Genomic DNA, 21,008 nt, shown 5'->3' with positions numbered 1-21,008 from the left:
CCCAAGGAGTAACAAGTGATTCAGCAGGAATCCCGCATCAAGGTTGCCGATAACACCGGCGCCAAGGTCTTGCTCACGATCCGCGTGCTTGGTGGCTCGCAGCGTCGGTACGCCGGCATTGGAGACATCATCGTCGCAACGGTCAAGGACGCAATTCCGGGCGGAAACGTCAAGAAGGGCGACGTCGTCAAGGCGGTTGTCGTCCGTACCGTTAAAGAGACCCGTCGTCCCGACGGCTCCTACATCAAGTTCGACGAGAACGCCGCCGTCATCCTGAAGACCGACGGGGAGCCTCGCGGCACCCGCATCTTCGGACCGGTCGGTCGCGAGCTTCGTGACAAGAAGTTCATGAAGATCGTCTCGCTCGCCCCGGAGGTCATTTGATCATGGCGAACATTAAAAAGGGCGACCTGGTTCAGGTCATCACCGGTAAGAAGCAGGACAAGGGCGGCGACCGAGGCAAGCAGGGCAAAGTCCTGGATGTCTTGATCGAGCAGAACCGCGTGATTGTGGAGGGCGTGAACTACGTCACCAAGCACAACCGCGTGGGTCAGTCCCAGCGAGGCACCAAGACGGGCGGCATCGAAACGATGGAAGCCCCGATCCACATTTCCAACGTCGCAGTCGTAGACCCCTCGACCAAGAAGCCGACCCGTGTCGGTCACCGCGTCGAGGAGCAGACGAAGGACGGCGTGAAGCGCACCGTTCGGGTTCGCTACGCAAAGACGTCAGGTAAGGACCTCTGATGACCACCACCGCTGCCGCGCCGGCTGGCAAGATCCAGCCGCGCCTGAAGCAGAAGTACAAGTCCGAGATTCAGCAGGCAATGCAGGAAGAGTTCGGTTACACGAACGTCATGCAGATCCCTGGCCTGGTCAAGGTAGTCGTTAACACCGGTGTCGGCGAGGCAGCTCGCGACTCCAAGGTGATCGACGGTGCGGTCGAAGACCTCACCAAGATCACCGGTCAGAAGCCGGTCGTCACGAAGGCTCGCAAGTCCATCGCACAGTTCAAGCTGCGTGAAGGTCAGGCCATCGGCGCACACGTCACCCTCCGTGGTGACCGTGCGTGGGAATTCGTCGACCGTCTTGTCAACCTCGCTCTGCCCCGTATCCGCGACTTCCGCGGGCTCTCGGGCAAGCAGTTCGACGGCACCGGAAACTACACCTTCGGTCTTCAGGAGCAGTCAGTGTTCCACGAGATCGACCAGGACAAGATCGACCGTGTCCGCGGATTCGACATCACGATCGTGACGTCGGCGAAGACGGATGACGAGGGTCGCGCACTTCTGCGTCACCTCGGCTTCCCGTTCCGCTCCGAGGACGCACAGGCCTAGTCATACCCCGGTCCCTCACCTCGCTCAGGCGCGGTGAGGGACCACCCCACCACAGGTCGACGTCTGCGAAACAGGCGGCGAAACCTGGTGAACAAAGGAAACAATCCACATGACAATGACAGACCCGGTCGCAGACATGCTGACCCGTCTGCGCAACGCGAACTCGGCGCACCACGAATCTGTGTCGCTGCCGAGCTCCAAGCTCAAGACTCACATTGCAGAAATCCTCGAGCGCGAGGGCTACATCGGCAGCTGGGAGACCAGCGACGCACGCGTCGGTCAGACCCTCACGCTGACGCTGAAGTACGGCCCGAACCGCGAGCGGTCGATCGCCGGCATCAAGCGCGTCTCGAAGCCCGGCCTCCGTGTATACGCGAAGTCGAACGAGATCCCCACGGTTCTCGGTGGCCTCGGCGTTGCCATCCTTTCCACCTCCTCCGGTCTTCTCACTGACCGTCAGGCCGAGCAGAAAGGTGTAGGTGGGGAAGTCCTCGCCTACGTTTGGTGACCTGATATGTCGCGTATTGGACGTCTTCCCATCGACATTCCCGCCGGCGTGACCATTGAGGTCGTAGGCCAGGATGTCGCAGTAAAGGGCCCGAAGGGTGAGCTCAACCTCACCGTTGCGAACCCCATCCGTGTCAAGCTCGAAGAGGGACAGATCGTTGTCTCTCGCCCCGATGACGAGCGCGAATCGCGTTCGCTTCACGGCTTGACCCGCACGCTCATCAACAACAACATCATCGGCGTCACCCAGGGTTACACCAAGGGCCTCGAGGTTGTTGGTACGGGTTACCGCGTTGCTCAGAAGGGCAGCTCGGTCGAGTTCGCTCTTGGCTTCTCGCACCCCGTGCTGATCGAGCCACCCGCAGGCATCACCCTCACGGTTGAAGGCAACAACAAGCTCACCGTGAGCGGCATCGACAAGCAGGCCGTCGGTGAGGCAGCTGCCAACATCCGCAAGATCCGCAAGCCTGAGCCCTACAAGGGCAAGGGTGTGCGCTACGCCGGCGAAGTTGTACGGCGCAAGGCCGGAAAGGCTGGTAAGTAATCATGGCTGTGAAGTCGAAGTCAGTCGCACGTTCGCGTCGCCACGCCCGCCTTCGCAAGAAGGTCGTCGGCACCGCCGTGCGTCCCCGCCTGGTCGTAAACCGTTCCGCGCGTCACGTATTCGTGCAGCTTGTAGACGACAGCCAGGGCCACACCGTGGCCTCGGCGTCGACGCTTGAAGCCGATCTTCGTGATTTCGAGGGCGACAAGACCGCCAAGGCTCGCAAGGTTGGCGAACTCGTCGCCGAGCGCGCCAAGGCTGCTGGCGTCTCTGACGCCGTTTTCGACCGCGGTGGCAACCGCTACGCGGGACGTGTCGCGGCAATCGCCGACGGCGCCCGCGAGGGAGGTCTGAACCTGTGAGCGAAGCAACGAATAACAACAAGGTGGAGTCCGAAGTGACCGAGCAGGAAAAAACTGCCGCCGCTGAAGCACCTGCCGCTGCCGAGGCTACGGCTGTTGCCGAGGCACCGGCCGAGCGTGAGCGCGAGCCGCGTCGCGGTGGCCGTGAGCGCAACCAGAACCAGCGTGACCGTGGCGGTCGCGACGACAAGAGCCAGTTCCTGGAGCGCGTCGTTACGATCAACCGTGTGTCGAAGGTCGTCAAGGGTGGTCGTCGCTTCAGCTTCACCGCACTCGTCGTCGTCGGTGACGGTAACGGTTTGGTCGGTGTCGGCTACGGCAAGGCACGCGAAGTTCCCCTGGCGATCGCCAAGGGTGTTGAAGAGGCCAAGCGCAACTTCTTCCGCGTTCCCCGCGTCGGTGTGACCATTCCTCACCCCGTCCAGGGTGAAGCTGCTGCCGGTGTGGTGCTCTTGCGCCCCGCGTCGGGTGGTACCGGTGTTATCGCCGGTGGTCCCGTGCGTGCCGTGCTTGAGTGCGCTGGTATTCACGACGTGCTGTCGAAGTCGCTCGGTTCATCGAACACGATCAACATCGTCCACGCGACGGTTGCAGCCCTGAAGCAGCTTGAGGAGCCTCGTGCGGTTGCCGCGCGTCGTGGCCTCGAGTTCGACCAGGTTGCTCCTGCGCGTCTCGTCCGTGCCGAGGCTGACGCCGCGGCCGCTGCGAAGGTAGGTGCCTGATGGCCGCGCGTCTCAAGGTCACACAGATCAAGTCCAAGGTGAGCGAGAAGCAGTACCAGCGTGACACGCTGCGTTCGCTCGGGTTGAAGCGGATCAACGACTCTGTCGTTCGTCCCGACGACGCGCAGACGCGCGGTTACGTCAACACCGTCGCACACCTCGTCAAGGTTGAGGAGATCGACTAATGGCTGACAAGGCTGAAAAGAACGACGCCGTCGAAGCAGAGGCCAAGAAGGCTCCTGCAAAGAAGGCTCCCGCGAAGAAGGCTCCCGCGAAGAAGAAGGCTGCTCCGAAGGCAGATGCTCCGGCATCGCGCCCCGGTGTGCTGAAGGTTCACCACCTGCGTCCCGTACCGGGCTCGAACACGGCGAAGACCCGTGTCGGCCGTGGTGAGGGCTCGAAGGGTAAGACGGCAGGCCGTGGTACCAAGGGTCAGAAGGCTCGTTACCAGGTCAAGGCCGGCTTCGAGGGTGGGCAGATGCCTCTGCACATGCGCACCCCGAAGCTCCGTGGCTTCAAGAACCCGTTCCGCGTCGAGTACCAGGTTGTGAACCTGGAAAAGCTCGCGGAGCTCTACCCGAGTGGTGGCTCTGTCACCATCAGCGACCTGGTCGCCAAGGGTGCGGTTCGCAAGAACGAGAAGGTCAAGGTGCTTGGCACCGGCGACATCTCGGTGAAGCTCGAAGTGTCGGTCGACAAGGTCTCGGGTTCTGCCGAGCAGAAGATCGTCGCCGCAGGCGGTACCGTCAAGTAGCACTCACAATGGGGGCCGGAGCAATGCTCCGGCCCCCATTGGGTTACCCTGAATGCTGGTCGTCGTTTGCGCGACCGGCATCCCTTCTTGGAGGAATCCTTTTGTTCAGCGCCATTGCGCGGGTCTTCCGCACACCTGATCTACGTCGGAAGATCGGTTTCACGTTGGCGATTATCGCCTTGTACCGTCTCGGCGCACACGTGCCAGCTCCGTTCGTGGACTTCCCGAACGTGCAGTCCTGCCTCGATCAGTCGGCAGGCACAGACGGTCTGCTCTCGCTCGTCAACCTGTTCTCAGGTGGCGCGCTGCTGCAGCTGTCGATCTTCGCGCTCGGCGTCATGCCGTACATCACGGCGACGATCATCACCCAGCTTCTGCGCGTGGTCATTCCGCACTTTGAGACTCTCCACAAGGAGGGCCAGGCGGGCCAGGCCAAGCTCACTCAGTACACCCGTTACCTGACGATCGCTCTTGCACTGCTGCAGTCGACGACGCTGGTCACGGTAGCCCGCAGCGGACAGCTGTTCGGTGTCACCGGCATTCCCGAGTGCGAGCAGCTCCTCACCAACGACGTGTGGTGGGCACAGCTGCTCATGATCATCACGCTGACCGCCGGTACCGGCCTCATCATGTGGTTCGCCGAGCTCGTCACCGAGCGCGGCATCGGCAACGGCATGTCGCTGTTGATCTTCACCTCGATCGCCGCATCGTTCCCCTCGTCGCTCTGGGCCATCTGGCAGACACGCGGCTTCGAGGTGTTCCTGCTCGTGCTGGCCGTCGGTGTCGTCGTGATCGCGCTCGTCGTGTTCGTTGAGCAGTCGCAGCGTCGCGTTCCCGTGCAGTACGCCAAGCGCATGGTGGGCCGCCGCACCTACGGCGGTACCAACACGTACATTCCGATCAAGGTCAACATGGCCGGTGTGGTGCCCGTCATCTTCGCCTCGTCGCTGTTGTACATCCCCGCCCTGATCGCGCAGTTCAACCAGCCGCAGGCTGGCGAAGAAGTGCCGGCGTGGGTCGCGTGGATCCAGCTCTACCTCGTGACGGGCGACCACCCGTTCTACATGGCGCTGTACTTCTTCCTGATCGTGGGCTTCACGTACTTCTACGTCGCCATCACGTTCAACCCGGTCGAGGTTGCAGACAACATGAAGAAGTACGGCGGCTTCATTCCCGGCATCCGTGCTGGTCGACCGACTGCCGAATACCTCGACTACGTGCTTACCCGCATCACGCTCCCGGGCTCGATCTACCTCGGTCTGATCGCGCTCATTCCGCTCATCGCACTGGTGACGGTGGGTGCCAACCAGAACTTCCCGTTCGGTGGCGCATCGATCCTCATCATCGTCGGTGTCGGTCTTGAGACCGTGAAGCAGATCGACGCTCAGCTTCAGCAACGCCACTACGAAGGGCTGCTCCGATGACCCGTCTTCTGATCGTTGGCCCGCAGGGCTCAGGAAAGGGCACCCAGGGTGTGCGCATCGCCGAGGAGTTCGGTGTTCCTGCTATCTCCACCGGCGACATGTTCCGCGCCGCGGTCTCAGGCGATTCCGAACTCGGCCAGCAGGTCAAGTCGATCATCGAAGCCGGCGACCTGGTTCCCGACGAGGTCACCAGTGCGGTCGTTCGCGATCGTCTTTCGCAGGCGGATGCTGCGGGTGGCTTTCTGCTCGACGGCTACCCTCGCAACGTGGGCCAGGTTGCGCACCTCGACGAGTTTCTCGAGGATCGTGACGAGGCGCTCGACGCCGTGATCGAGCTGAGCGTGCCGCGCGAAGAGAGCATCGCTCGTCTGACGCTGCGTGCGCAGGAGCAGGGCCGCACCGACGACACCGAAGAAGTCATCGCGAACCGTCTTGCCATCTACGAGCGCGAGACCGCGCCGATCCTGGGCGTCTACCACGCACGTGGCATCGTCGACAAGATCGATGGCGTGGGCTCGCTTGACGAGATCGCCGCGCGCATCGTCGCTGCCCTTGAAGCGCGCGGTCTCACGCGCACCGCTGGCGTCTGATTCTCTGTGGCGTTTCGGCGATCCATCTATAAGACCCCCGCGCAGATGCGGGCGATGGTCGAACCGGGCCTGATCACCGCGGCTGCGCTAGAGGCGGCGCGCTCGCTCGCGGCTCCCGGGGTGACGACTCTCGAATTGGATGCTGCAGCATCCGCCGTCATCACTGGGCGAGGCGCGAAGTCGAACTTCCAGATGGTGCGCGGCTACCGCCACTCGATCTGCACCTCGGTGAACGAGCAGGTTGTTCACGGCATCCCCGGCGACCGAGTGCTCGAGGCGGGCGACATTCTGTCGGTTGACGCTGGCGCCGAGTTCAAGGGCTGGAACGGTGACTCGGCATTCTCGATCGTGATCCCCGATCCAACGCGGCCCGAGGTGGTCGCCGAGCGACAGCTGCTCTCTGACGTCACGCAGGGGTCGCTCTGGGCCGGTATTGCGGCGATGGCGTCTGCGGGCTATATCGCCGACATCGGCGCCGCCATTCAGGACTACATCGAAGCGAACGCTCCCGAGGGCGGTTACGGCATTCTGCGTGACTATGTCGGTCACGGCATCGGCCGCAAAATGCACGAGTCGCCGTCGGTGTTCAACTATCGGGTGAGCGATCCCGGAGCCGAGGTTCGCCCCGGTCTGGTGCTCGCGATTGAGCCGATGGTCGTCATCGGCGATCAAGAGACGCTCATCGAAGACGACGACTGGACCGTTTCGACGGTCGACGGCACCGCTGGTGCTCACTGGGAACACAGCATCGCGCTGCACGATGATGGCATATGGGTGCTCACGGCGCCCGACGGGGGAGCGGCCGGTCTCGCACCGTTCGGCATCACTCCCCAACCGATCGCATAGCAATCACAAGGAGTAACGGTGGCCAAGCAAGCACGAAAGACGAACTGGTTCGCGATCTGGATCAGCGTGGGCATCCTGATCGCCATCGGACTGCTGGCATGGCTGGTCGTCGCGATGAACAACCAAGCCAGCGCTCCGGGTGAACAGCCTGTCGCGGCGAACATCGAGACCGATACCGGTGCGATCCTCGTCGGTGACGCAGAGAACCGCTTGGACACCTACGTCGACTTCATGTGCCCGGTCTGCGGTCAGTTCGAATTGAGCTACGGTCCGTCGATCGAAACGCTCGTTGACGAAGGCACCGCGACCCTCGGCATCCACCCGATCTCGATCCTTGACCGTGCGTCGCAGGGCACCGAGTTCTCGACCCGCTCTGCCAACGCCATGTACTGCGTCGCCGTCGCCGACGCCGATGCGGCACTGCCGTTCATGCAGACGATGTTCACGAACCAGCCCGACGAGGGAACCACGGGGCTGACCGACGCAGACATGCTGTCGATCGCAGAGCTGGTCGGCGTCACCGGCATCGACTCATGCGTCAACGACGGCACGTATATGAAGTACGTTGCCGAGATCACCGAGCTGACTCCGATTCAGCCAGGATCGACCGGCATCGGCACGCCCACCGTGGCGGTCAACGGCGAAGCGATCTCGAACTCTGATCTGCCAGCACCCGACGAACTGGCCTCGCTCTTCAACTAGCGAGACCGAAGCTCGGGGCAGCGACACGCCCGAGTTGCCGCGAGGGCACATATCACCTATGATTGCTCTTTGGTGCGTTGCGCCTTCATTGGCGTGTCGAGGCACCAAAACCCCCATTCACCGCAGACCGACCGGTCTGCTGAAGCGATAGCGAGTATATGGCGAAGAAAGACGGCGTCATCGAGATCGAAGGCGTGATCTCCGAGGCTCTGCCCAACGCGATGTTCCGCGTTGAGCTCAGCAACGGGCACAAGGTTCTCGCAACGATCTCAGGCAAGATGCGGCAGAACTACATCCGCATCATCCCCGAAGACCGCGTGGTTGTGGAGCTTAGCCCCTACGACCTCACCCGCGGTCGCATCGTCTACCGCTACCGCTAGTCCGGTCGAGAAGTAACGGCTGTGTGCCGGGCTATGCCTGCGCGCAGCACGAAGACAGCGATAAGGAAAGAACCATGAAGGTCAACCCCTCAGTCAAGCCCATCTGTGACCACTGCAAGGTCATCCGCCGCCACGGCCGCGTGATGGTCATCTGCAAGTCGAACCCGCGTCACAAGCAGCGCCAGGGCTGAGTTTCACAACTCACAGTTTTACAACTTCACACGAAACGGCAGCGTCAGAACCCGTGAAAACGGGGGACACCTCGGGCTGGAGGCCCGGGCACCGACTCTGCTCCACACCTCCACCAACTCCTAGGAGATTCGCATGGCACGTCTTGCCGGCGTTGACATCCCGCGCGACAAGCGCGTGGTGATCGCCCTTACGTACATCTACGGTGTCGGCCGTACCCGCTCGGACGAGATTCTCGCCGCTACGGGCATCGACGAGAACATCCGTGTCAAGGACCTGAGCGACGAGCAGCTCGTTCAGCTTCGTGACTTCATCGAAGGCACTTACAAGGTAGAGGGCGACCTTCGCCGTGAGGTTGCCGCCGACATCCGCCGCAAGGTCGAGATCGGTTCATACGAGGGAATCCGCCACCGCCGCGGTCTCCCCGTGCGCGGTCAGCGCACCAAGACGAACGCACGTACCCGCAAGGGTCCGAAGCGCACCGTCGCCGGCAAGAAGAAGGCGCGCTAGGCCACCGCCGGCGTCACGGATTTAGGAGACTACGAACATGGCACAGGCCAAAACCGCAGCGCGCAAGCCGCGCCGCAAGGATAAGAAGAACATCGCGTTGGGCCAGGCCCACATCAAGTCGACGTTCAACAACACGATCGTTTCGATCACCGACCCCTCGGGCGCAGTCATCAGCTGGGCATCTTCGGGTGGCGTGGGCTTCAAGGGCTCGCGTAAGTCGACCCCGTACGCCGCCGGTATGGCTGCCGAGTCGGCAGCACGCCAGGCTCAGGAGCACGGTGTCAAGAAGGTCGACGTTTTCGTCAAGGGACCCGGCTCAGGCCGCGAGACCGCGATCCGTTCACTTCAGGCCGCTGGCCTCGAGGTCGGCTCGATCAACGACGTCACGCCCCAGGCTCACAACGGCTGCCGTCCGCCGAAGCGTCGCCGCGTCTGACTTTTGCAGCCGGGCCCCCTCAGGAAACTGGGGCGGGCTCGGCTACAGCAGGTTTACCGGGATGGTGCTTGGCAGCATCCCAAGAATAAAACTCAACACCTCATTCACCGCACGTGTCATATAGCGGTCACGTGATCGAAAGGAACACATAGTGCTCATTGCACAGCGTCCCACTCTTACCGAGGAGAAGATCGGGGAGTTCCGCAGTCGCTTCATCATCGAGCCGCTGGAGCCTGGCTTCGGCTACACGATCGGAAACGCCCTGCGTCGCAGCCTGCTTTCATCGATCCCCGGTGCAGCAGTAACGTCGATTCGCATCGACGGCGTTCTCCACGAGTTCAGCACCATTCCTGGTGTTAAAGAAGACGTCACCGAAATCATCTTGAACATCAAGCAGCTCGTTGTTTCGAGCGAGCGCGATGAGCCCATCACCGCTTACCTTCGTAAGACCGGTGCTGGCGAGGTTACGGCCGCCGACATCTCCGCTCCCGCGGGTGTTGAGGTTCACAACCCCGAGCTCGTCATCGCGACGCTCAACGACACCGCGAAGTTCGAGCTTGAACTCACCATCGAGCGTGGCCGTGGCTACGTGTCGGCGACCCAGAACCGCAACGAGTACGCAGAGGTCGGTCAGATTCCGATCGACTCGATCTACTCGCCCGTGCTCAAGGTCACCTACCGCGTCGAGGCAACTCGTGCCGGTGAGCGCACTGACTTCGACAAGCTCGTGCTTGACGTTGAGTCGAAGGCATCGATCGACCCTCGCGACGCAGTCGCGTCGGCTGGTCGCACGCTGACCGAACTCTTCGGCCTGGCTCGCGAGCTCAACGTCGAGGCTGAGGGCATCGAGATCGGCCCCGCGCCGGTTGAAGCTGTTCTCTCGAACGAGCTGTCGATGCCGATCGAAGACCTCGATCTGTCGGTTCGCTCGTACAACTGCCTCAAGCGCGAGGGCATCAACACCGTTTCGGAGCTTGTCGCCCTTTCGGAGACGCAGCTCATGAACATCCGCAACTTCGGTCAGAAGTCGGTTGACGAGGTGCGCGACAAGCTCATCTCGCTCGGCCTCTCGCTGAAGGACTCGGTTCCCGGGTTCGACGGTGCACACTTCTACGGCGGATACGAAGACGAGACCACCGTCTGAGCTGTGTCCGATGTTCGCACCGGCTTGAAGCCCGGCGCGACCCCGAATCGACCTTCACACTGGAGTAATTGACAATGCCTAAGCCCACTAAGGGTCCCCGCCTCGGAGGCGGCCCCGCACACGAGCGTTTGATGCTGGCAAACCTTGCCGCAGCGCTCTTCACACACAAGTCGATCAAGACGACCGAGACCAAGGCCAAGCGTCTTCGTCCGTACGCTGAGCGACTGATCACGTTCGCCAAGCGTGGCGACCTTCACGCACGCCGTCGCGTGCTGTCGGTCATCGGTGACAAAGAAGTTGTGCACGTTCTCTTCACCGAGATCGCACCGCTCGTCGCCGAGCGCGAGGGTGGCTACACCCGCATCACCAAGGTCGGCAACCGTAAGGGCGACAACGCTCCGATGGCTGTCATCGAGCTCGTACTCGAGCCGGTAACCCCGAAGAAGTCGAACAAGAAGGCTGCCGCCAAGGCTGCTGACGAGGCTCCTGCTGAAGAGGTTGTCGAAGAGACCGCAGCTGACGAGACTGCAGCTGACGACAGTGCCGCTGAGGCGGGCGCCGAGTCGCAGGCCGAAGGAGAAGCCGCTGAGGCTGCAGCCGAAGACGCTGTTGAAGCTCCTGCAGAGGAGAAAGCCGAGTAATCGGTTGCCGGGTTCTGCCCGGCAGGTCGCAGCATCCATTTGCTCGACCAACCTTGCACCGCGAGACCCGCGTGCTCCTTCGGGAGGCGCGGGTCTCGTTTGCGTTAACTGTTCTAGAGCGCAGGTGCGCGTCGCGCGTAGGGTGATGGTGTGACTGAGTCGATGGATGCTGCTGGGGCTGGGGCTGGGGCTGGGGCCGGTGCTTTGCCGCTGGCTGATCGTGTGCGGGCGGTGTGTGGTGATGTGCCAGCCGCGCAGCTGCCATCGCATGCCGATGTGGCTATGTGGCGGCATCCGACCGTTGACGATATCGACGGAATGCACCAGGCGCAGCGCGCGGCCGATCTGGCAGACCACCCCTCGTGGACGACGCCGCGCGAAGATATTGCGGATTCGTTCGACCTGCCCGAGATCGACCCGGAACGCGACATGGTTGTCGCACTCGGCGACGATGGGGCGGTGATCGCGCTGGGAACGACCATGCGGCATCCCGATTCTTCTGAGCGTGTGAAGGTGTACATGACGGGGGCCGTGCATCCGCACTGGCGTCGTCGCGGCATCGGCACGGCGCTCGCTAAGTGGCAGCACGCGCGGGCGCTTGAGCACCTGGTGTCGATCGACACGACTCTGCCCGGCGAGATCGACATGTATGCCGGTGAGGGCAGCGGCGCGGTCGTCATCGCGGAGCGCTATGGGCTGAAGACGGCGCGGTGGTTCATGAGCATGGTGCGCGACATGTCGATCGAGATTCCCGAGCTTGAGGTGCGCGACGGCATCGAGTTCGTCGCATACAGCGCCGACCGGGCCGAAGAGGCACGCCTCGCACGCAACGATGCCTTTCGCGATCACTGGGGCAGTTTGCCGTCGCAACCCGAGCGGTGGAAGCAGTTCGTCGGCGGCCCGTTCATTCGCCCAGACCTGTCGACTCTCGCCCTTGCGGATGGCCGCATCGTGGGGTTCTGCCTCGCGTCGGTCAACGAAGAAGACTGGGTGACGCTCGGCGCCAGCAACTCCTACATCGACCTGATCGGGGTGGTGCGGGATCATCGCGGCAAGGGGCTCGCGCCGCGAGTGATTGCCCGCACGCTGGCGGCGATCCGGGCAGCAGGGCTCGAAAAGGCGGTGCTCGACGTCGACACCGACAGCCCGACCGGCGCCAACACCCTGTATGAACGCCTAGGCTTCGTAGCCACCGAGCGCGAGCAGGCGTTGACTCGCGAGTTCTGAGCTGGCGCGGGCGCGCGGTGCGGGGGCAACTGTCTACATGGGTGAAAGCTATCGTTCAGCTAGGAGCCACCTGAACGCAGGCTGAGCTCGGGAGGCTGGGAGTCCGACATCCCCCGACGTGTGTGCGGCCGGATACGGCGTGCGCGCGGCTGATATGAAGGTTCCCCCAAATGCCTCGAAATCGAACGCGCTTCGCGATGGCCGCCACTGGCGTCGTCGTCTGCGCAAGTCTTGCGCTTCCTCTTCTACCTGCTTCTGCGGCGACCGCTCCTGCCGCGGTCGACCTCGCGGCCGCATCCACCGACAGCAGCGGAACCTTGCCACTGCTCAGCGACCCGTTCCTGCAACTGCCTGGCGCAGATGACGTATACGTCGTTTGGAATACCGAGTACGCCGGTACGGCCAACGTCACCTTGATCGGATCGGGCGTTGCAGCACTCACCGATGCCGAGGCGCGGGCGGCCGCGACCGGCACGCCATTCCCGAACGTGACTGCGTTCGCTGCGGCAACTGCCGCATACTCACGCATGGCTGAAGACAGCTCATCGCGTCTCGTCGACGCCCCGGCCGCCGAAGAGGGCATCGTCGCTCGCGACGTGTGGCGCCACGAGGCGCACGTCACCGGCCTCACGCCCGGTGAGACCGTGGCATACCGAGTTGTTTCGGTCGACGGTGCCGACATGGCAGTGTCTGGCACCTTCAGCCTCGCGCCCGCCCCGCAGGCTGGCGACGATCTGCGCGTGCTGCTGACCAGCGACCACCAGGCCATGGCGAACACAGCCGCCAACCTGCAGATGGCGGCCAAGACGATCGGCGACATCGACGCGGTGTTCCTCGCCGGCGATCTCGTCAACCACCCCGACCGTGCGTCCGAGTGGTTCGATGACACCCGCGGCAGCGCCTTCTTCGCAGCTCTGCAGGGCAACGGCGGTCGCTTCGACAACAACGGTGTGCAGGAGTACTACGGTGGCGAGATCGTGCAGAACGCACCGCTGTATCCCGCCGTCGGAAACCACGAGGTGCAGGGCCGTATCGACGGCATGACCAGCATCGGCACCAGCTTCAACTCGCCGGTGCCGGTTTCGGTCGCCGAAGCGGAGTACGAGAAAGTCGCCACCGAGGTCAACCCGTCTGCCGACCCCGAAGTGAAAGCGCAGTGGATCGAAGACAACTCGTTCAGCACGACCACCTATGAAGAGGTGTTCACGCTTCCTGAAGACTCACCGGGTGGCGAAACCTACTACGCAGTCTCGTTCGGTGACATCCGCCTCATCTCGCTGTACTCCACGCGAATCTGGCGCGGCACCACGGCTCAAGCAGATGCTGAAACACGCACCTCGAGCTCTCGCTACCAAGAGAGTGCGGCCAGCCTCGACGATCCGCTCATGCAGGGTTATGGCGAGCATGTCTTCGAGTCGTTGGCTGTGGGCTCAGAGCAGTATGACTGGCTGGCCGACGAGCTCGCCAGCGATGAGTACACCGACGCACGTTTTCGCATCGTGATGCTGCACGAGAGCCCCCAGGGTCTCGGCGACAACGTCATGCCCCAGTTCGGCGACCCGGTGCGCATCGAAGAGACCAACGACGCTGGCGAGGTCATCGGCGTGCGGTACGAGTATCCGACTGAGAACAACATGCTGCTGAACGACTTGAGCCCGTTGATGGAAGGCGCAGGCGTCGATCTGGTGCACAACGGTCACTCGCACCTGTGGAACCGCTTCGTCTCCGAAAACGGTGTCAACTACCTCGAAACCTCGAACACCGGCAACTCGTACGGTGCCTACCACGAGCTGAGCGGCCGCACCCGGCCGCTGCCGCCCGAGCCTTGGGATGCGTCAAACTACCTGTCGCAGGGCAACCCCGGCGGCCTTGAGCCGGTTGTTCCCAACGTCGCACCGTTCACTACCGAGGATGGCACCGCGCAACCCTTCGTGCAGAGCAACGACCTCGCCGTCTTCGCGATGCTCGACACCGGCGCCAACGAGGTCGTCTCGTACGCGTATGACGTGCGCACGCCCGAGGTTGACCCGTGGGTTATCGACCGCTTCGAGCTTGGACGTCTGGCGGACGAGACCGATGGTGGGACCGATGGTGGGACCGATGGTGGCACTGATGGTGGCACTGATGGTGGCACTGATGGTGGCACTGATGGTGGCACTGATGGTGGCACTGACGGCGGTACCGATGGTGGCACTGATGGCGGCACCGATGGTGGCACTGATGGCGGCACCGATGGCGGTGCGAGCGTGGCGATCTCGGCATCGACGGTCGCTGCCGGCGGATCTCTGACAGTTTCGGGCGAAGGGTTCGCGGCCGGCGAGTCGGTGTCAGTTGAGCTGCACTCCACGCCGGTGACGCTCGCGACGGCCACAGCGAGCGCGAGCGGCATGCTCGAGCTGACGGTGACCATTCCGGCAGACACCGAGGCCGGAGAGCACCAGATCGTGCTGACTAGCGCATCGGGGCTTGAGGCATCGGCGCCGATCACGGTGACTGCGGTGACCGATGGCGCGCTTGCTGTGACTGGTTCCGACGCTGCGCCGATCGTCGGGCTGAGCGTTCTCGCGCTGCTGGCCGCCGGTATCGGCGCCGCGGTGTTGTGGATGCGACGCCGCGCAGCACAGAGCTGATCTCGGAACGCCAGGCCCCGCATGCCTTCGGGCGTGTGGGGCCTGGCGTTCGCCGTTCACGGCCTGCTGTGCAGTGCGGTCAGACCCGACCCGCTGCGTCGAGACATGAGCTGGTGCGTGAAACGAGTGGTGGTGCGCCTTGTTTCGGGCACGAGGGCTTGTTTCGAGGGTGGGGCGGGCGGCCAGCGCGCACAGCGCAGCGGGCGGGCGGGCGGCTAGCCCAGCGGGGCGCGCGAAAGGGGCACCGGGGCGGGCGCCGGGCCGGCGTAGGGCGTGTCGCCCGCGAGCCACGTCATGATGCGCATCTGCAGGTCACGCTGAGCCTCGACCCGCGCCAGGCGCTCAGCCTCAACCTGCTCGATGACGCCAGCCACCGTGTCGGCGAAGACGCGTCCGCCCGGCTCGCCGGGGTGGATCTGGTCACCCGCCAGCATCCCCGTCTTGTCTTCAATCGCACTCGACCAGTCGGCAACCATCACGTTCGGACGTTCCTCCGCGACCTTCGCGAGGTCGGCGTTGACGCCCGGTATCCAGTCACGTGGAGCGAACGCGTTCACGAGAATCACGTGCCGATCGGGGCCAGCGATATCGAGCATCTCGTCGAGCGAACCGGCGTCGATAGGTCCGTTAGTGCCCAGCGCGAGCACCACGTAGTCGCGCAACTTGTGCTGCTTCGCCAGCTTCTGCAGAATTCCCGGCCCCGCCCACGTCGACCGCGACACCGCGGCGTCGATGTCGATGCCCGGCAGCCGCTCCAGCAGAGCGGGCGCCGAGGCCAGCATGACCGAGTCGCCTACGGCCGTGACGTTCGCGCCGTCGATCACCGGTTCAGCGGGATCAGACGTTGTGGTGGCGGATGCTGCTTCTCCCGACCCAGCAGCCCCTGCCCCGCCAGTGCCTGCTCCGCCAGCACCTGACGCACTGGAACCTGACGCGCCAGCAGAAACGGTCGCCGCAGCGTCGGCGGAACCAACGCCGCCACTCGCGCCCGCCAGCGAACTTGCGCTCTCTGTTGCCCGTCCACCGGACTGCGCCATGCGCTGCGAGGCATCGGGCATCGCTCCGCTCGGCCCAGGCGCCGGCGCGGACGACCCAGACGGGCCCATCGCGCTCGTGAGAGTGCCGTCGCTCGGGCGGTCCACCTCGGCACTAGAAGCACCAGCCCCCGAAGCACCCGCCCCCGAAGCCCCGGCCGCGGCGTCCTGCGCGGCTTTCAGCGCGGCGGCGCCGGCCTGCACGTACTCCTCAGCGCTCGAGCCCTGCGGCGCGGCTGCGATCGCCGCCGAGGTGCCGCCAAGCGCGATGCACACCGCAGCGGTAGCGCCGAGCGCGCGCATGCGCGAACGAGAGCTGGTGCCGAACGCCCGGCGCATGCGTGCCAACGCTCCGCGATACCCGAGCACCCGTATCGGCATCTCGATGTAGCGGTACGACAGTGCCGAGACGACGAGCGTGACGCCCAGCACCCACACGCTGATCCACAGTGGCACCCCGGCGCTCAGTCCCGTGCCCTGCGCCGCAGCGACGGCCAGCACGAGCAGCGGCCAGTGCCACAGATAGATGCCGTACGAACGGGCGCCGATCCATCGCAGCGGCGCGGCGTCGAGCCGGGGCCCCACCCACGATCGCGGCCACGCCCCAGCAATCACCACCGCGACGCTGCACAGGCTCGCGGCAAGAAGCGTTCCGGGAAAGGTCACCAGGTCTTCGGTCGGCGCCATCATCGCCAGCGCGACGATGCCCGCAAGCCCCAGAATCGCAGCCGCTGACGTCACGCCCAGCGCCCAGTTGGTGCGGGCCCACGCAGCATCCATTCGCCTCAACTGCGCCATGGCGAATGCGGCGGCGATTCCGATCAGCAGACCGAACGCGTGCGTATCGGTGCCGAAGTAGGCGCGGGTGAGCTCGCCTGCGCCAGACGACACCATGACGCCCATCCAGACCGCAGACGCGGCCGCCAGAACGAGCGCCATGCCCACGCGCGCCCACGTGCGCGGCAGCAGCAGAAACAGCGGCAGCACGAGGGGCCAGAGCAGGTAGAACTGCTCCTCGACGGCGAGCGACCAGAAGTTGCGAAAGAGTTCGGGGGTGGATGCTGCGAAGTATCCGCTGTCGCCGGCGAGCGATATCCAGTTGTAGCTGAAGGTCGCGGCTCCGAGCACCTGCGCGCCGAGGCGGGTGAGCACGTCGCCGCCGACCATCCACGCGAGGGTGGAACAGACCGTCACGACGACCGCGAGCGCTGGCAGCAGGCGTCGCGCGCGACGTTGCCAGAACGGCACGAGCGCGATCTTTCCGCTGCGCGAATGTTCTCGCAGCAGCAGACTGGTGATCAAGAAACCGCTGATCACGAAGAAAACGTCTACCCCGATGAACCCGCCAGGCAGGGCATCGGGGGGAAACAGGTGATACACCACCACCAGAATCACCGCGATCGCACGTAGCCCATCGAGCCCGGCGAACCGAGTAGGGGAGTGCGCGGGCGCGTGAGTAAACATGGAACTTTCGGTGATGACGGGCGAGCGCGAAACGTGGCAGAAAGCGCGGTCAAGTCTACGTCGCGCGCCTGAGGTTTGACCTTGGAATAGACCGCGAACTCGCACCGCATAGCCGCCGCGGCATAGCCTGGAGTAATGTCATCGCAGCTGTCTGACCGCATTAGTGCGCCTGAAACCGCTCCTGTCGCCCCCCATGAGGCCATCGCGGTGTGGCGATCGCCCACCCGTGACGATATCGACGCCATTCACGCGGTGGTGGCCGCGGCCGATCAGGTTGATCATCCGACGTGGGTGACGACCCGCGGATCGATCGCTGACCTGTTCGATATGCCCCACGTCAGCGCTGACGATGCGCTCGTGGGCGAGAATGCCGACGGACAGATCGTCGTGGTCGCAGCGGTCGTGCGCGAACAAGACGTCACCGTCGAGGTGCAGGTCTCGCTGCGCGGTGCGGTGCTGCCCGAGTATCGGCGCCGTGGCATCGGCACCAGCGTCGGTGCGTGGCAGTACGCGCGTGCCCTGCAGGTGCTGGCCGAAGTCGACGTTGAGGTAGAGGGCGTCATCGAGCAGTACGTGCACGAGGGCAACCCCGGTGCTGAGAAGATCGCCCTCGCGAACGGCCTCGCCGGCGAGCGGTGGTTCGTGGTGATGGAACGTGACCTCTCGGGCCCCGTCGAACAGCTCGACGTCGACGCCCATGTCACCCTGCAGGCGCTCACGCCCGACCGTGACAACGAAGCGCGACTTGCGCGCAACGACGCGTTTCGCGACCACTGGGGCAGCGTTCCCTACAGCCGCGAGACCTGGGGCAAGCTCACCGGTGGCGATAACTTTCGTCACGACCTGTGCACCGTCGCCGATGTTGACGGCCGCGTTGCGGCGTTCTGCCTCGTCAGCGTCAACGAAGCGAACTGGGTGCACCGCGGTGCGCGCTATGGCTACATCGAATACGTCGGTGTGGTGCGCGACCACCGCGGGCAGGGTCTTGCGCCGCGCGTGCTCACCAGCACGCTGGCATCGATGCGCGCAGCGGGTCTCGAGAAGGCACAGCTCGACGTCGACACCGCCAGCCCCACCGGCGCAAACTCGCTGTACTCGAGCCTGGGCTTCGTCGAGCGCGAGCGCGAGCAGGTGTTCACCCGCCGCTTCTGAGCGAGCGCTGCTCGATAGGATTGTCTGATGCGCATTCGGCTCGACATCGCCTACGACGGCACGCATTTTCGCGGCTGGGCCGTGCAGCCGGTGCTTCGCACGGTGCAGGGCACGCTTGAGTCTGCGCTCTCTCTCGTGCTGGGCGGCGAGCCGCGCCTGGTGGTCGCCGGTCGCACCGACGCGGGTGTGCACGCGACCGGTCAGGTCGCGCACATCGATCTTGACGAAGACCAGCAGCGTCGTCTGCGCAATGTGCGCGGTAGGGGAGTGAAGAACGCGACGGATGCTGAATCTCTCACCGACTACGCCGTGGGCGCGCTCGCCGCGCGGCTGACCGGTGCCGGCGGTGCCTACCCCGACGTGGTGGTGCGCCGCACCTCGCTCGCGCCCGAAGGCTTCGACGCTCGCTTCTCAGCGGTGTGGCGTCGGTACGAGTACCGCATCGCCGACCGCGTTGCCGGCTACAACCCGATGGAGCGGCTGCGCACCACGAGCGTTCGATCGACTCTTGACGTCGAGAAGATGGATGCTGCAGCGAGCAGCCTGATCGGCCTGCACGATTGGGCGGCGTACTGCCGGCCGAAAGAGCGGGCGACGACGATTCGCACGCTGCTCGAGTTCGACTGGCATCGCGATGAGCATGGCATTCTGATCGCCAACGTCAAGGCCGATGCGTTCTGCCACTCGATGGTGCGCGCCCTGGTGGGTGCCTGCGCTGCCGTGGGCGACGGGCGCCTCGATGTGGCAGATGTCGCCGAGATTCGCGATGAGCTGCAGCGGGTTCCCGAGACGAAGGTGCTCGCCGCGCGGGGACTTACGCTCACCGCGGTGGGCTACCCGAGCGACGAGCTGCTCGCCCTGCGCGCTGAGCAGACCCGGCGTCGCCGCAGCGACGAGCAGTGAGTATCGAGCAGTAGCAGCACCGGGTATCGAGCAGTGACGCGGCCGGGTATCGAGCTGTTCGCTATGAGTGTGCGCAGAGGTAGGACACAAGTCACCGCAGCGACACCCGACAGGAATATGCTGGCACCACCATGAAGGTCATCTCGTACAACCTGCGCAAGCACCAGGCCGCTGGAGAACTTCCCCGCCTGGTGGAGCAACACGAAGCCGACGTGCTGTGCCTGCAAGAGGCCGACACCACCGACATCCCTGACACGATCAACGGTCTCAGGCTCGCTGACTCGACACAGCGGAACCGGCTCGGGCTCGCGGTCTACTACCGCGAGAGCACTTTTCGCGCCGTTGACGTGCGCGCACTCGCGCTCAAGAAGTCACTGCACGACCGGGTGTTGAAGCCCGCAGAGGAACGTCTGCTCGGCGTGCGGCTGTATGACATCGACCACGGCCACGAAGTGATCGTCGCGTCGTTTCACGCGGCGCCGCTCACCGCGCTCAACTCGCTGCGGCGCCACCAGATCCGCACCGCTCTCACCGAACTGCAGCACCTGGGCGACGGCCTTCCCGCGCTCATGGTCGGCGACTACAACTACCCGGTCTTCAAAGAGAACCTGGGCCAGACGATTCGCGAGCACGGCTATGAGCTGAACCTCAGCGACTCACGCACGTATACGCGCTACAAGTTCTTCCGTGGTCACTACGACTTCGCCACATCAGTGGGCTTCGAGATCGACCGCGTGCGCACCCTGCCCCAGGGCTTGAGCGATCACCTGCCGATTCTGGTGACGGCACGCGTGCACGACACCACGGCGACGGCAGCAACCGCGGCGCCCGCAGAAGCTCCCGTTATCGCTGCGCCCGTAACCTAAGCGCCAGCAACCTAGGCGCCAACAACCTAGGCGCCAGCAAACTAGGCGCCAACCTGAGCGCCTATGAGCGAGGGCTGAGGTTCAGTCGTCGCTCTGGCGGCGACGGACCAGGGCGGTTATGCCGACCGCAGCGCCCGCGAGCACGAGGGCTCCGCCGCCGATCCACAAGCCGGTCAACGTGCCGCTGTCGAAACCGGTGACCGGTAGGCCGTCGGTGCCGGTGGTGACTGTCACGCTGGCGGTGGCGCCAGCAGATGTCGCCGAGACTGCGGCGATGTTGTAGATGCCCGAGGCATTCGTGGGAAGCGTGATGGTGACCGCGGGCAATGCGCCAGAGTCATCTGAGGTGACCTGGCCGCTCGCGGTGGTGACCGCTGTGCGCACCATGCCGATGCTGGCACCCGCGCCGTTTTCGCCGGTCACAGTGATCGTCACTGACTCGTTCGGCGAGAACGTGGCGCCGTTGCAGCCGAACTGAAAGCCCCCGCCTGCCTGCACTGTGCTGGTTGCAGTCGTGCATGACTCAGCGGGAGGGTAGATCGTCGATGCTTGGGCGGCCAGAGGCGCCGCAACCACCAGCGAAGCAGCGAGCATCGCTGCCGCGGATAGGCGGGCGATGCGAGGTGCGAGTGTCGTGGTCATAAC

At 64.3% G+C, this 21,008-nt stretch carries 26 protein-coding genes; 24 read left to right on the top strand and 2 right to left on the bottom strand.

Going from position 1 to position 21,008, the window contains the following annotated elements; all coding sequences use genetic code 11:
- Window positions 1-15: 15 nt before the first annotated feature.
- From rplN to SJY18_RS06880, 21 genes are all read left to right on the top strand, one after another.
- Window positions 16-384 (top strand): 50S ribosomal protein L14, encoded by a 369-nt coding sequence (gene rplN, locus SJY18_RS06980; RefSeq protein WP_337339015.1) that lies wholly within the window; start codon window positions 16-18, stop codon window positions 382-384.
- A 2-nt stretch (window positions 385-386) separates the two neighbouring features.
- Window positions 387-746, top strand: a complete 360-nt coding sequence (rplX, locus tag SJY18_RS06975) for a 50S ribosomal protein L24 (protein ID WP_337339016.1) — start codon at window positions 387-389, stop codon at window positions 744-746.
- Entirely contained in the window at window positions 746-1,336 is a 591-nt protein-coding gene (gene rplE / locus SJY18_RS06970; protein ID WP_337339017.1) for a 50S ribosomal protein L5, read from the top strand. The genes rplX and rplE overlap by 1 nt, the downstream gene beginning before the upstream one ends.
- A gap of 109 nt (window positions 1,337-1,445) precedes the next feature.
- Window positions 1,446-1,844: a 30S ribosomal protein S8 gene (gene rpsH / locus SJY18_RS06965; RefSeq protein ID WP_337339018.1), complete on the top strand. Its 399-nt coding sequence runs from the start codon at window positions 1,446-1,448 to the stop codon at window positions 1,842-1,844.
- 6 nt (window positions 1,845-1,850) lie between these two features.
- Window positions 1,851-2,387: a 50S ribosomal protein L6 gene (gene rplF / locus SJY18_RS06960; RefSeq protein WP_396668853.1), complete on the top strand. Its 537-nt coding sequence runs from the start codon at window positions 1,851-1,853 to the stop codon at window positions 2,385-2,387.
- Between the two features lie 2 nt (window positions 2,388-2,389).
- A complete protein-coding gene (gene rplR, locus SJY18_RS06955) occupies window positions 2,390-2,749 on the top strand; it encodes a 50S ribosomal protein L18 (protein WP_337339020.1) in 360 nt (119 codons plus the stop codon).
- A 35-nt stretch (window positions 2,750-2,784) separates the two neighbouring features.
- Window positions 2,785-3,471 carry a 30S ribosomal protein S5 gene (gene rpsE / locus SJY18_RS06950; RefSeq protein ID WP_396668852.1) on the top strand — a complete coding sequence of 229 codons (687 nt, stop codon included), beginning with the start codon at window positions 2,785-2,787 and terminating at the stop codon, window positions 3,469-3,471.
- Window positions 3,471-3,656, top strand: a complete 186-nt coding sequence (gene rpmD / locus SJY18_RS06945) for a 50S ribosomal protein L30 (RefSeq protein ID WP_337339022.1) — start codon at window positions 3,471-3,473, stop codon at window positions 3,654-3,656. Before rpsE ends, rpmD begins: the two co-directional genes overlap by 1 nt.
- Window positions 3,656-4,225, top strand: coding sequence for a 50S ribosomal protein L15 (gene rplO / locus SJY18_RS06940; protein ID WP_337339023.1), 570 nt, complete (start codon window positions 3,656-3,658; stop codon window positions 4,223-4,225). The genes rpmD and rplO overlap by 1 nt, the downstream gene beginning before the upstream one ends.
- Window positions 4,226-4,326: 101 nt before the next feature.
- Entirely contained in the window at window positions 4,327-5,649 is a 1,323-nt protein-coding gene (gene secY, locus SJY18_RS06935; protein ID WP_337339024.1) for a preprotein translocase subunit SecY, read from the top strand.
- Window positions 5,646-6,239 carry an adenylate kinase gene (locus SJY18_RS06930; protein ID WP_396668851.1) on the top strand — a complete coding sequence of 198 codons (594 nt, stop codon included), beginning with the start codon at window positions 5,646-5,648 and terminating at the stop codon, window positions 6,237-6,239. Before secY ends, SJY18_RS06930 begins: the two co-directional genes overlap by 4 nt.
- 6 nt (window positions 6,240-6,245) lie before the next feature.
- On the top strand, window positions 6,246-7,085 hold the full coding sequence (map, locus tag SJY18_RS06925; protein ID WP_337339026.1) for a type I methionyl aminopeptidase: 840 nt from the start codon (window positions 6,246-6,248) through the stop codon (window positions 7,083-7,085).
- Between the two features lie 18 nt (window positions 7,086-7,103).
- Entirely contained in the window at window positions 7,104-7,787 is a 684-nt protein-coding gene (locus SJY18_RS06920) for a DsbA family protein (RefSeq protein WP_396668850.1), read from the top strand.
- A 158-nt stretch (window positions 7,788-7,945) separates the two neighbouring features.
- Complete coding sequence (infA, locus tag SJY18_RS06915; RefSeq protein ID WP_017201569.1) at window positions 7,946-8,167, top strand: translation initiation factor IF-1; 222 nt, start codon at window positions 7,946-7,948, stop codon at window positions 8,165-8,167.
- Between the two features lie 74 nt (window positions 8,168-8,241).
- Complete coding sequence (gene rpmJ / locus SJY18_RS06910; RefSeq protein ID WP_005050492.1) at window positions 8,242-8,358, top strand: 50S ribosomal protein L36; 117 nt, start codon at window positions 8,242-8,244, stop codon at window positions 8,356-8,358.
- Window positions 8,359-8,491: 133 nt separating this feature from the next.
- The gene (gene rpsM / locus SJY18_RS06905; protein WP_337339028.1) at window positions 8,492-8,866 is read left to right on the top strand and encodes a 30S ribosomal protein S13; all 375 of its coding nucleotides are present in this window, start codon (window positions 8,492-8,494) and stop codon (window positions 8,864-8,866) included.
- Between the two features lie 37 nt (window positions 8,867-8,903).
- Window positions 8,904-9,302 carry a 30S ribosomal protein S11 gene (gene rpsK / locus SJY18_RS06900; RefSeq protein ID WP_337339029.1) on the top strand — a complete coding sequence of 133 codons (399 nt, stop codon included), beginning with the start codon at window positions 8,904-8,906 and terminating at the stop codon, window positions 9,300-9,302.
- A gap of 151 nt (window positions 9,303-9,453) precedes the next feature.
- Entirely contained in the window at window positions 9,454-10,446 is a 993-nt protein-coding gene (locus SJY18_RS06895) for a DNA-directed RNA polymerase subunit alpha (RefSeq protein WP_337339030.1), read from the top strand.
- Between the two features lie 74 nt (window positions 10,447-10,520).
- Window positions 10,521-11,087 carry a 50S ribosomal protein L17 gene (rplQ, locus tag SJY18_RS06890; RefSeq protein ID WP_396668849.1) on the top strand — a complete coding sequence of 189 codons (567 nt, stop codon included), beginning with the start codon at window positions 10,521-10,523 and terminating at the stop codon, window positions 11,085-11,087.
- A 150-nt stretch (window positions 11,088-11,237) separates the two neighbouring features.
- The gene (locus tag SJY18_RS06885; protein WP_396668848.1) at window positions 11,238-12,314 is read left to right on the top strand and encodes a GNAT family N-acetyltransferase; all 1,077 of its coding nucleotides are present in this window, start codon (window positions 11,238-11,240) and stop codon (window positions 12,312-12,314) included.
- 170 nt (window positions 12,315-12,484) lie between these two features.
- On the top strand, window positions 12,485-14,944 hold the full coding sequence (locus tag SJY18_RS06880; protein ID WP_396668847.1) for a metallophosphoesterase: 2,460 nt from the start codon (window positions 12,485-12,487) through the stop codon (window positions 14,942-14,944).
- A 215-nt stretch (window positions 14,945-15,159) separates the two neighbouring features.
- Here SJY18_RS06880 and SJY18_RS06875 read toward each other — a convergent pair whose 3' ends face one another.
- On the bottom strand, window positions 15,160-17,442 hold the full coding sequence (locus tag SJY18_RS06875; RefSeq protein ID WP_396668846.1) for an acyltransferase family protein: 2,283 nt from the start codon (window positions 17,440-17,442) through the stop codon (window positions 15,160-15,162).
- A 135-nt stretch (window positions 17,443-17,577) separates the two neighbouring features.
- On the opposite strand from SJY18_RS06875, the gene SJY18_RS06870 reads away from it, so the two are divergent.
- The 3 genes from SJY18_RS06870 (at window position 17,578) to SJY18_RS06860 (ending at window position 20,363) form a co-directional block, all read left to right on the top strand.
- On the top strand, window positions 17,578-18,594 hold the full coding sequence (locus tag SJY18_RS06870) for a GNAT family N-acetyltransferase (RefSeq protein WP_396668845.1): 1,017 nt from the start codon (window positions 17,578-17,580) through the stop codon (window positions 18,592-18,594).
- A gap of 27 nt (window positions 18,595-18,621) precedes the next feature.
- Window positions 18,622-19,497, top strand: coding sequence for a tRNA pseudouridine(38-40) synthase TruA (truA, locus tag SJY18_RS06865; RefSeq protein ID WP_396668844.1), 876 nt, complete (start codon window positions 18,622-18,624; stop codon window positions 19,495-19,497).
- 131 nt (window positions 19,498-19,628) lie between these two features.
- Window positions 19,629-20,363: an endonuclease/exonuclease/phosphatase family protein gene (locus tag SJY18_RS06860; RefSeq protein WP_396668843.1), complete on the top strand. Its 735-nt coding sequence runs from the start codon at window positions 19,629-19,631 to the stop codon at window positions 20,361-20,363.
- 81 nt (window positions 20,364-20,444) lie between these two features.
- On the opposite strand, the gene SJY18_RS06855 is transcribed toward SJY18_RS06860, so the two are convergent.
- Window positions 20,445-21,005 carry a cell wall protein gene (locus SJY18_RS06855; protein ID WP_337339038.1) on the bottom strand — a complete coding sequence of 187 codons (561 nt, stop codon included), beginning with the start codon at window positions 21,003-21,005 and terminating at the stop codon, window positions 20,445-20,447.
- Window positions 21,006-21,008 lie beyond the last annotated feature (3 nt).

The sequence above is a fragment of the Microbacterium sp. R86528 genome, assembly GCF_044596335.1.
Taxonomy (GTDB): domain Bacteria; phylum Actinomycetota; class Actinomycetes; order Actinomycetales; family Microbacteriaceae; genus Microbacterium; species Microbacterium marmarense.
The sequence above is the reverse complement of the archived record's forward strand: the minus strand, read 5'-3'. Positions and strand labels throughout refer to the sequence as shown.

Coding starts and splice junctions, on each gene's coding strand:
- rpsH (WP_337339018.1), top strand. CDS start 1,446: ATGACAATGACAGACCCGGTCGCAGACATGCTGACCCGTCTGCGCAAC.
- rplF (WP_396668853.1), top strand. CDS start 1,851: ATGTCGCGTATTGGACGTCTTCCCATCGACATTCCCGCCGGCGTGACC.
- infA (WP_017201569.1), top strand. CDS start 7,946: ATGGCGAAGAAAGACGGCGTCATCGAGATCGAAGGCGTGATCTCCGAG.
- rpmD (WP_337339022.1), top strand. CDS start 3,471: ATGGCCGCGCGTCTCAAGGTCACACAGATCAAGTCCAAGGTGAGCGAG.
- rplX (WP_337339016.1), top strand. CDS start 387: ATGGCGAACATTAAAAAGGGCGACCTGGTTCAGGTCATCACCGGTAAG.
- SJY18_RS06860 (WP_396668843.1), top strand. CDS start 19,629: ATGAAGGTCATCTCGTACAACCTGCGCAAGCACCAGGCCGCTGGAGAA.
- rplO (WP_337339023.1), top strand. CDS start 3,656: ATGGCTGACAAGGCTGAAAAGAACGACGCCGTCGAAGCAGAGGCCAAG.
- SJY18_RS06930 (WP_396668851.1), top strand. CDS start 5,646: ATGACCCGTCTTCTGATCGTTGGCCCGCAGGGCTCAGGAAAGGGCACC.
- rplQ (WP_396668849.1), top strand. CDS start 10,521: ATGCCTAAGCCCACTAAGGGTCCCCGCCTCGGAGGCGGCCCCGCACAC.
- rplE (WP_337339017.1), top strand. CDS start 746: ATGACCACCACCGCTGCCGCGCCGGCTGGCAAGATCCAGCCGCGCCTG.
- rpsK (WP_337339029.1), top strand. CDS start 8,904: ATGGCACAGGCCAAAACCGCAGCGCGCAAGCCGCGCCGCAAGGATAAG.
- rplR (WP_337339020.1), top strand. CDS start 2,390: ATGGCTGTGAAGTCGAAGTCAGTCGCACGTTCGCGTCGCCACGCCCGC.
- SJY18_RS06875 (WP_396668846.1), bottom strand. CDS start 17,442: ATGTTTACTCACGCGCCCGCGCACTCCCCTACTCGGTTCGCCGGGCTC.
- rpmJ (WP_005050492.1), top strand. CDS start 8,242: ATGAAGGTCAACCCCTCAGTCAAGCCCATCTGTGACCACTGCAAGGTC.
- truA (WP_396668844.1), top strand. CDS start 18,622: ATGCGCATTCGGCTCGACATCGCCTACGACGGCACGCATTTTCGCGGC.
- rpsM (WP_337339028.1), top strand. CDS start 8,492: ATGGCACGTCTTGCCGGCGTTGACATCCCGCGCGACAAGCGCGTGGTG.
- SJY18_RS06880 (WP_396668847.1), top strand. CDS start 12,485: ATGCCTCGAAATCGAACGCGCTTCGCGATGGCCGCCACTGGCGTCGTC.
- SJY18_RS06870 (WP_396668845.1), top strand. CDS start 17,578: ATGTCATCGCAGCTGTCTGACCGCATTAGTGCGCCTGAAACCGCTCCT.
- SJY18_RS06855 (WP_337339038.1), bottom strand. CDS start 21,005: ATGACCACGACACTCGCACCTCGCATCGCCCGCCTATCCGCGGCAGCG.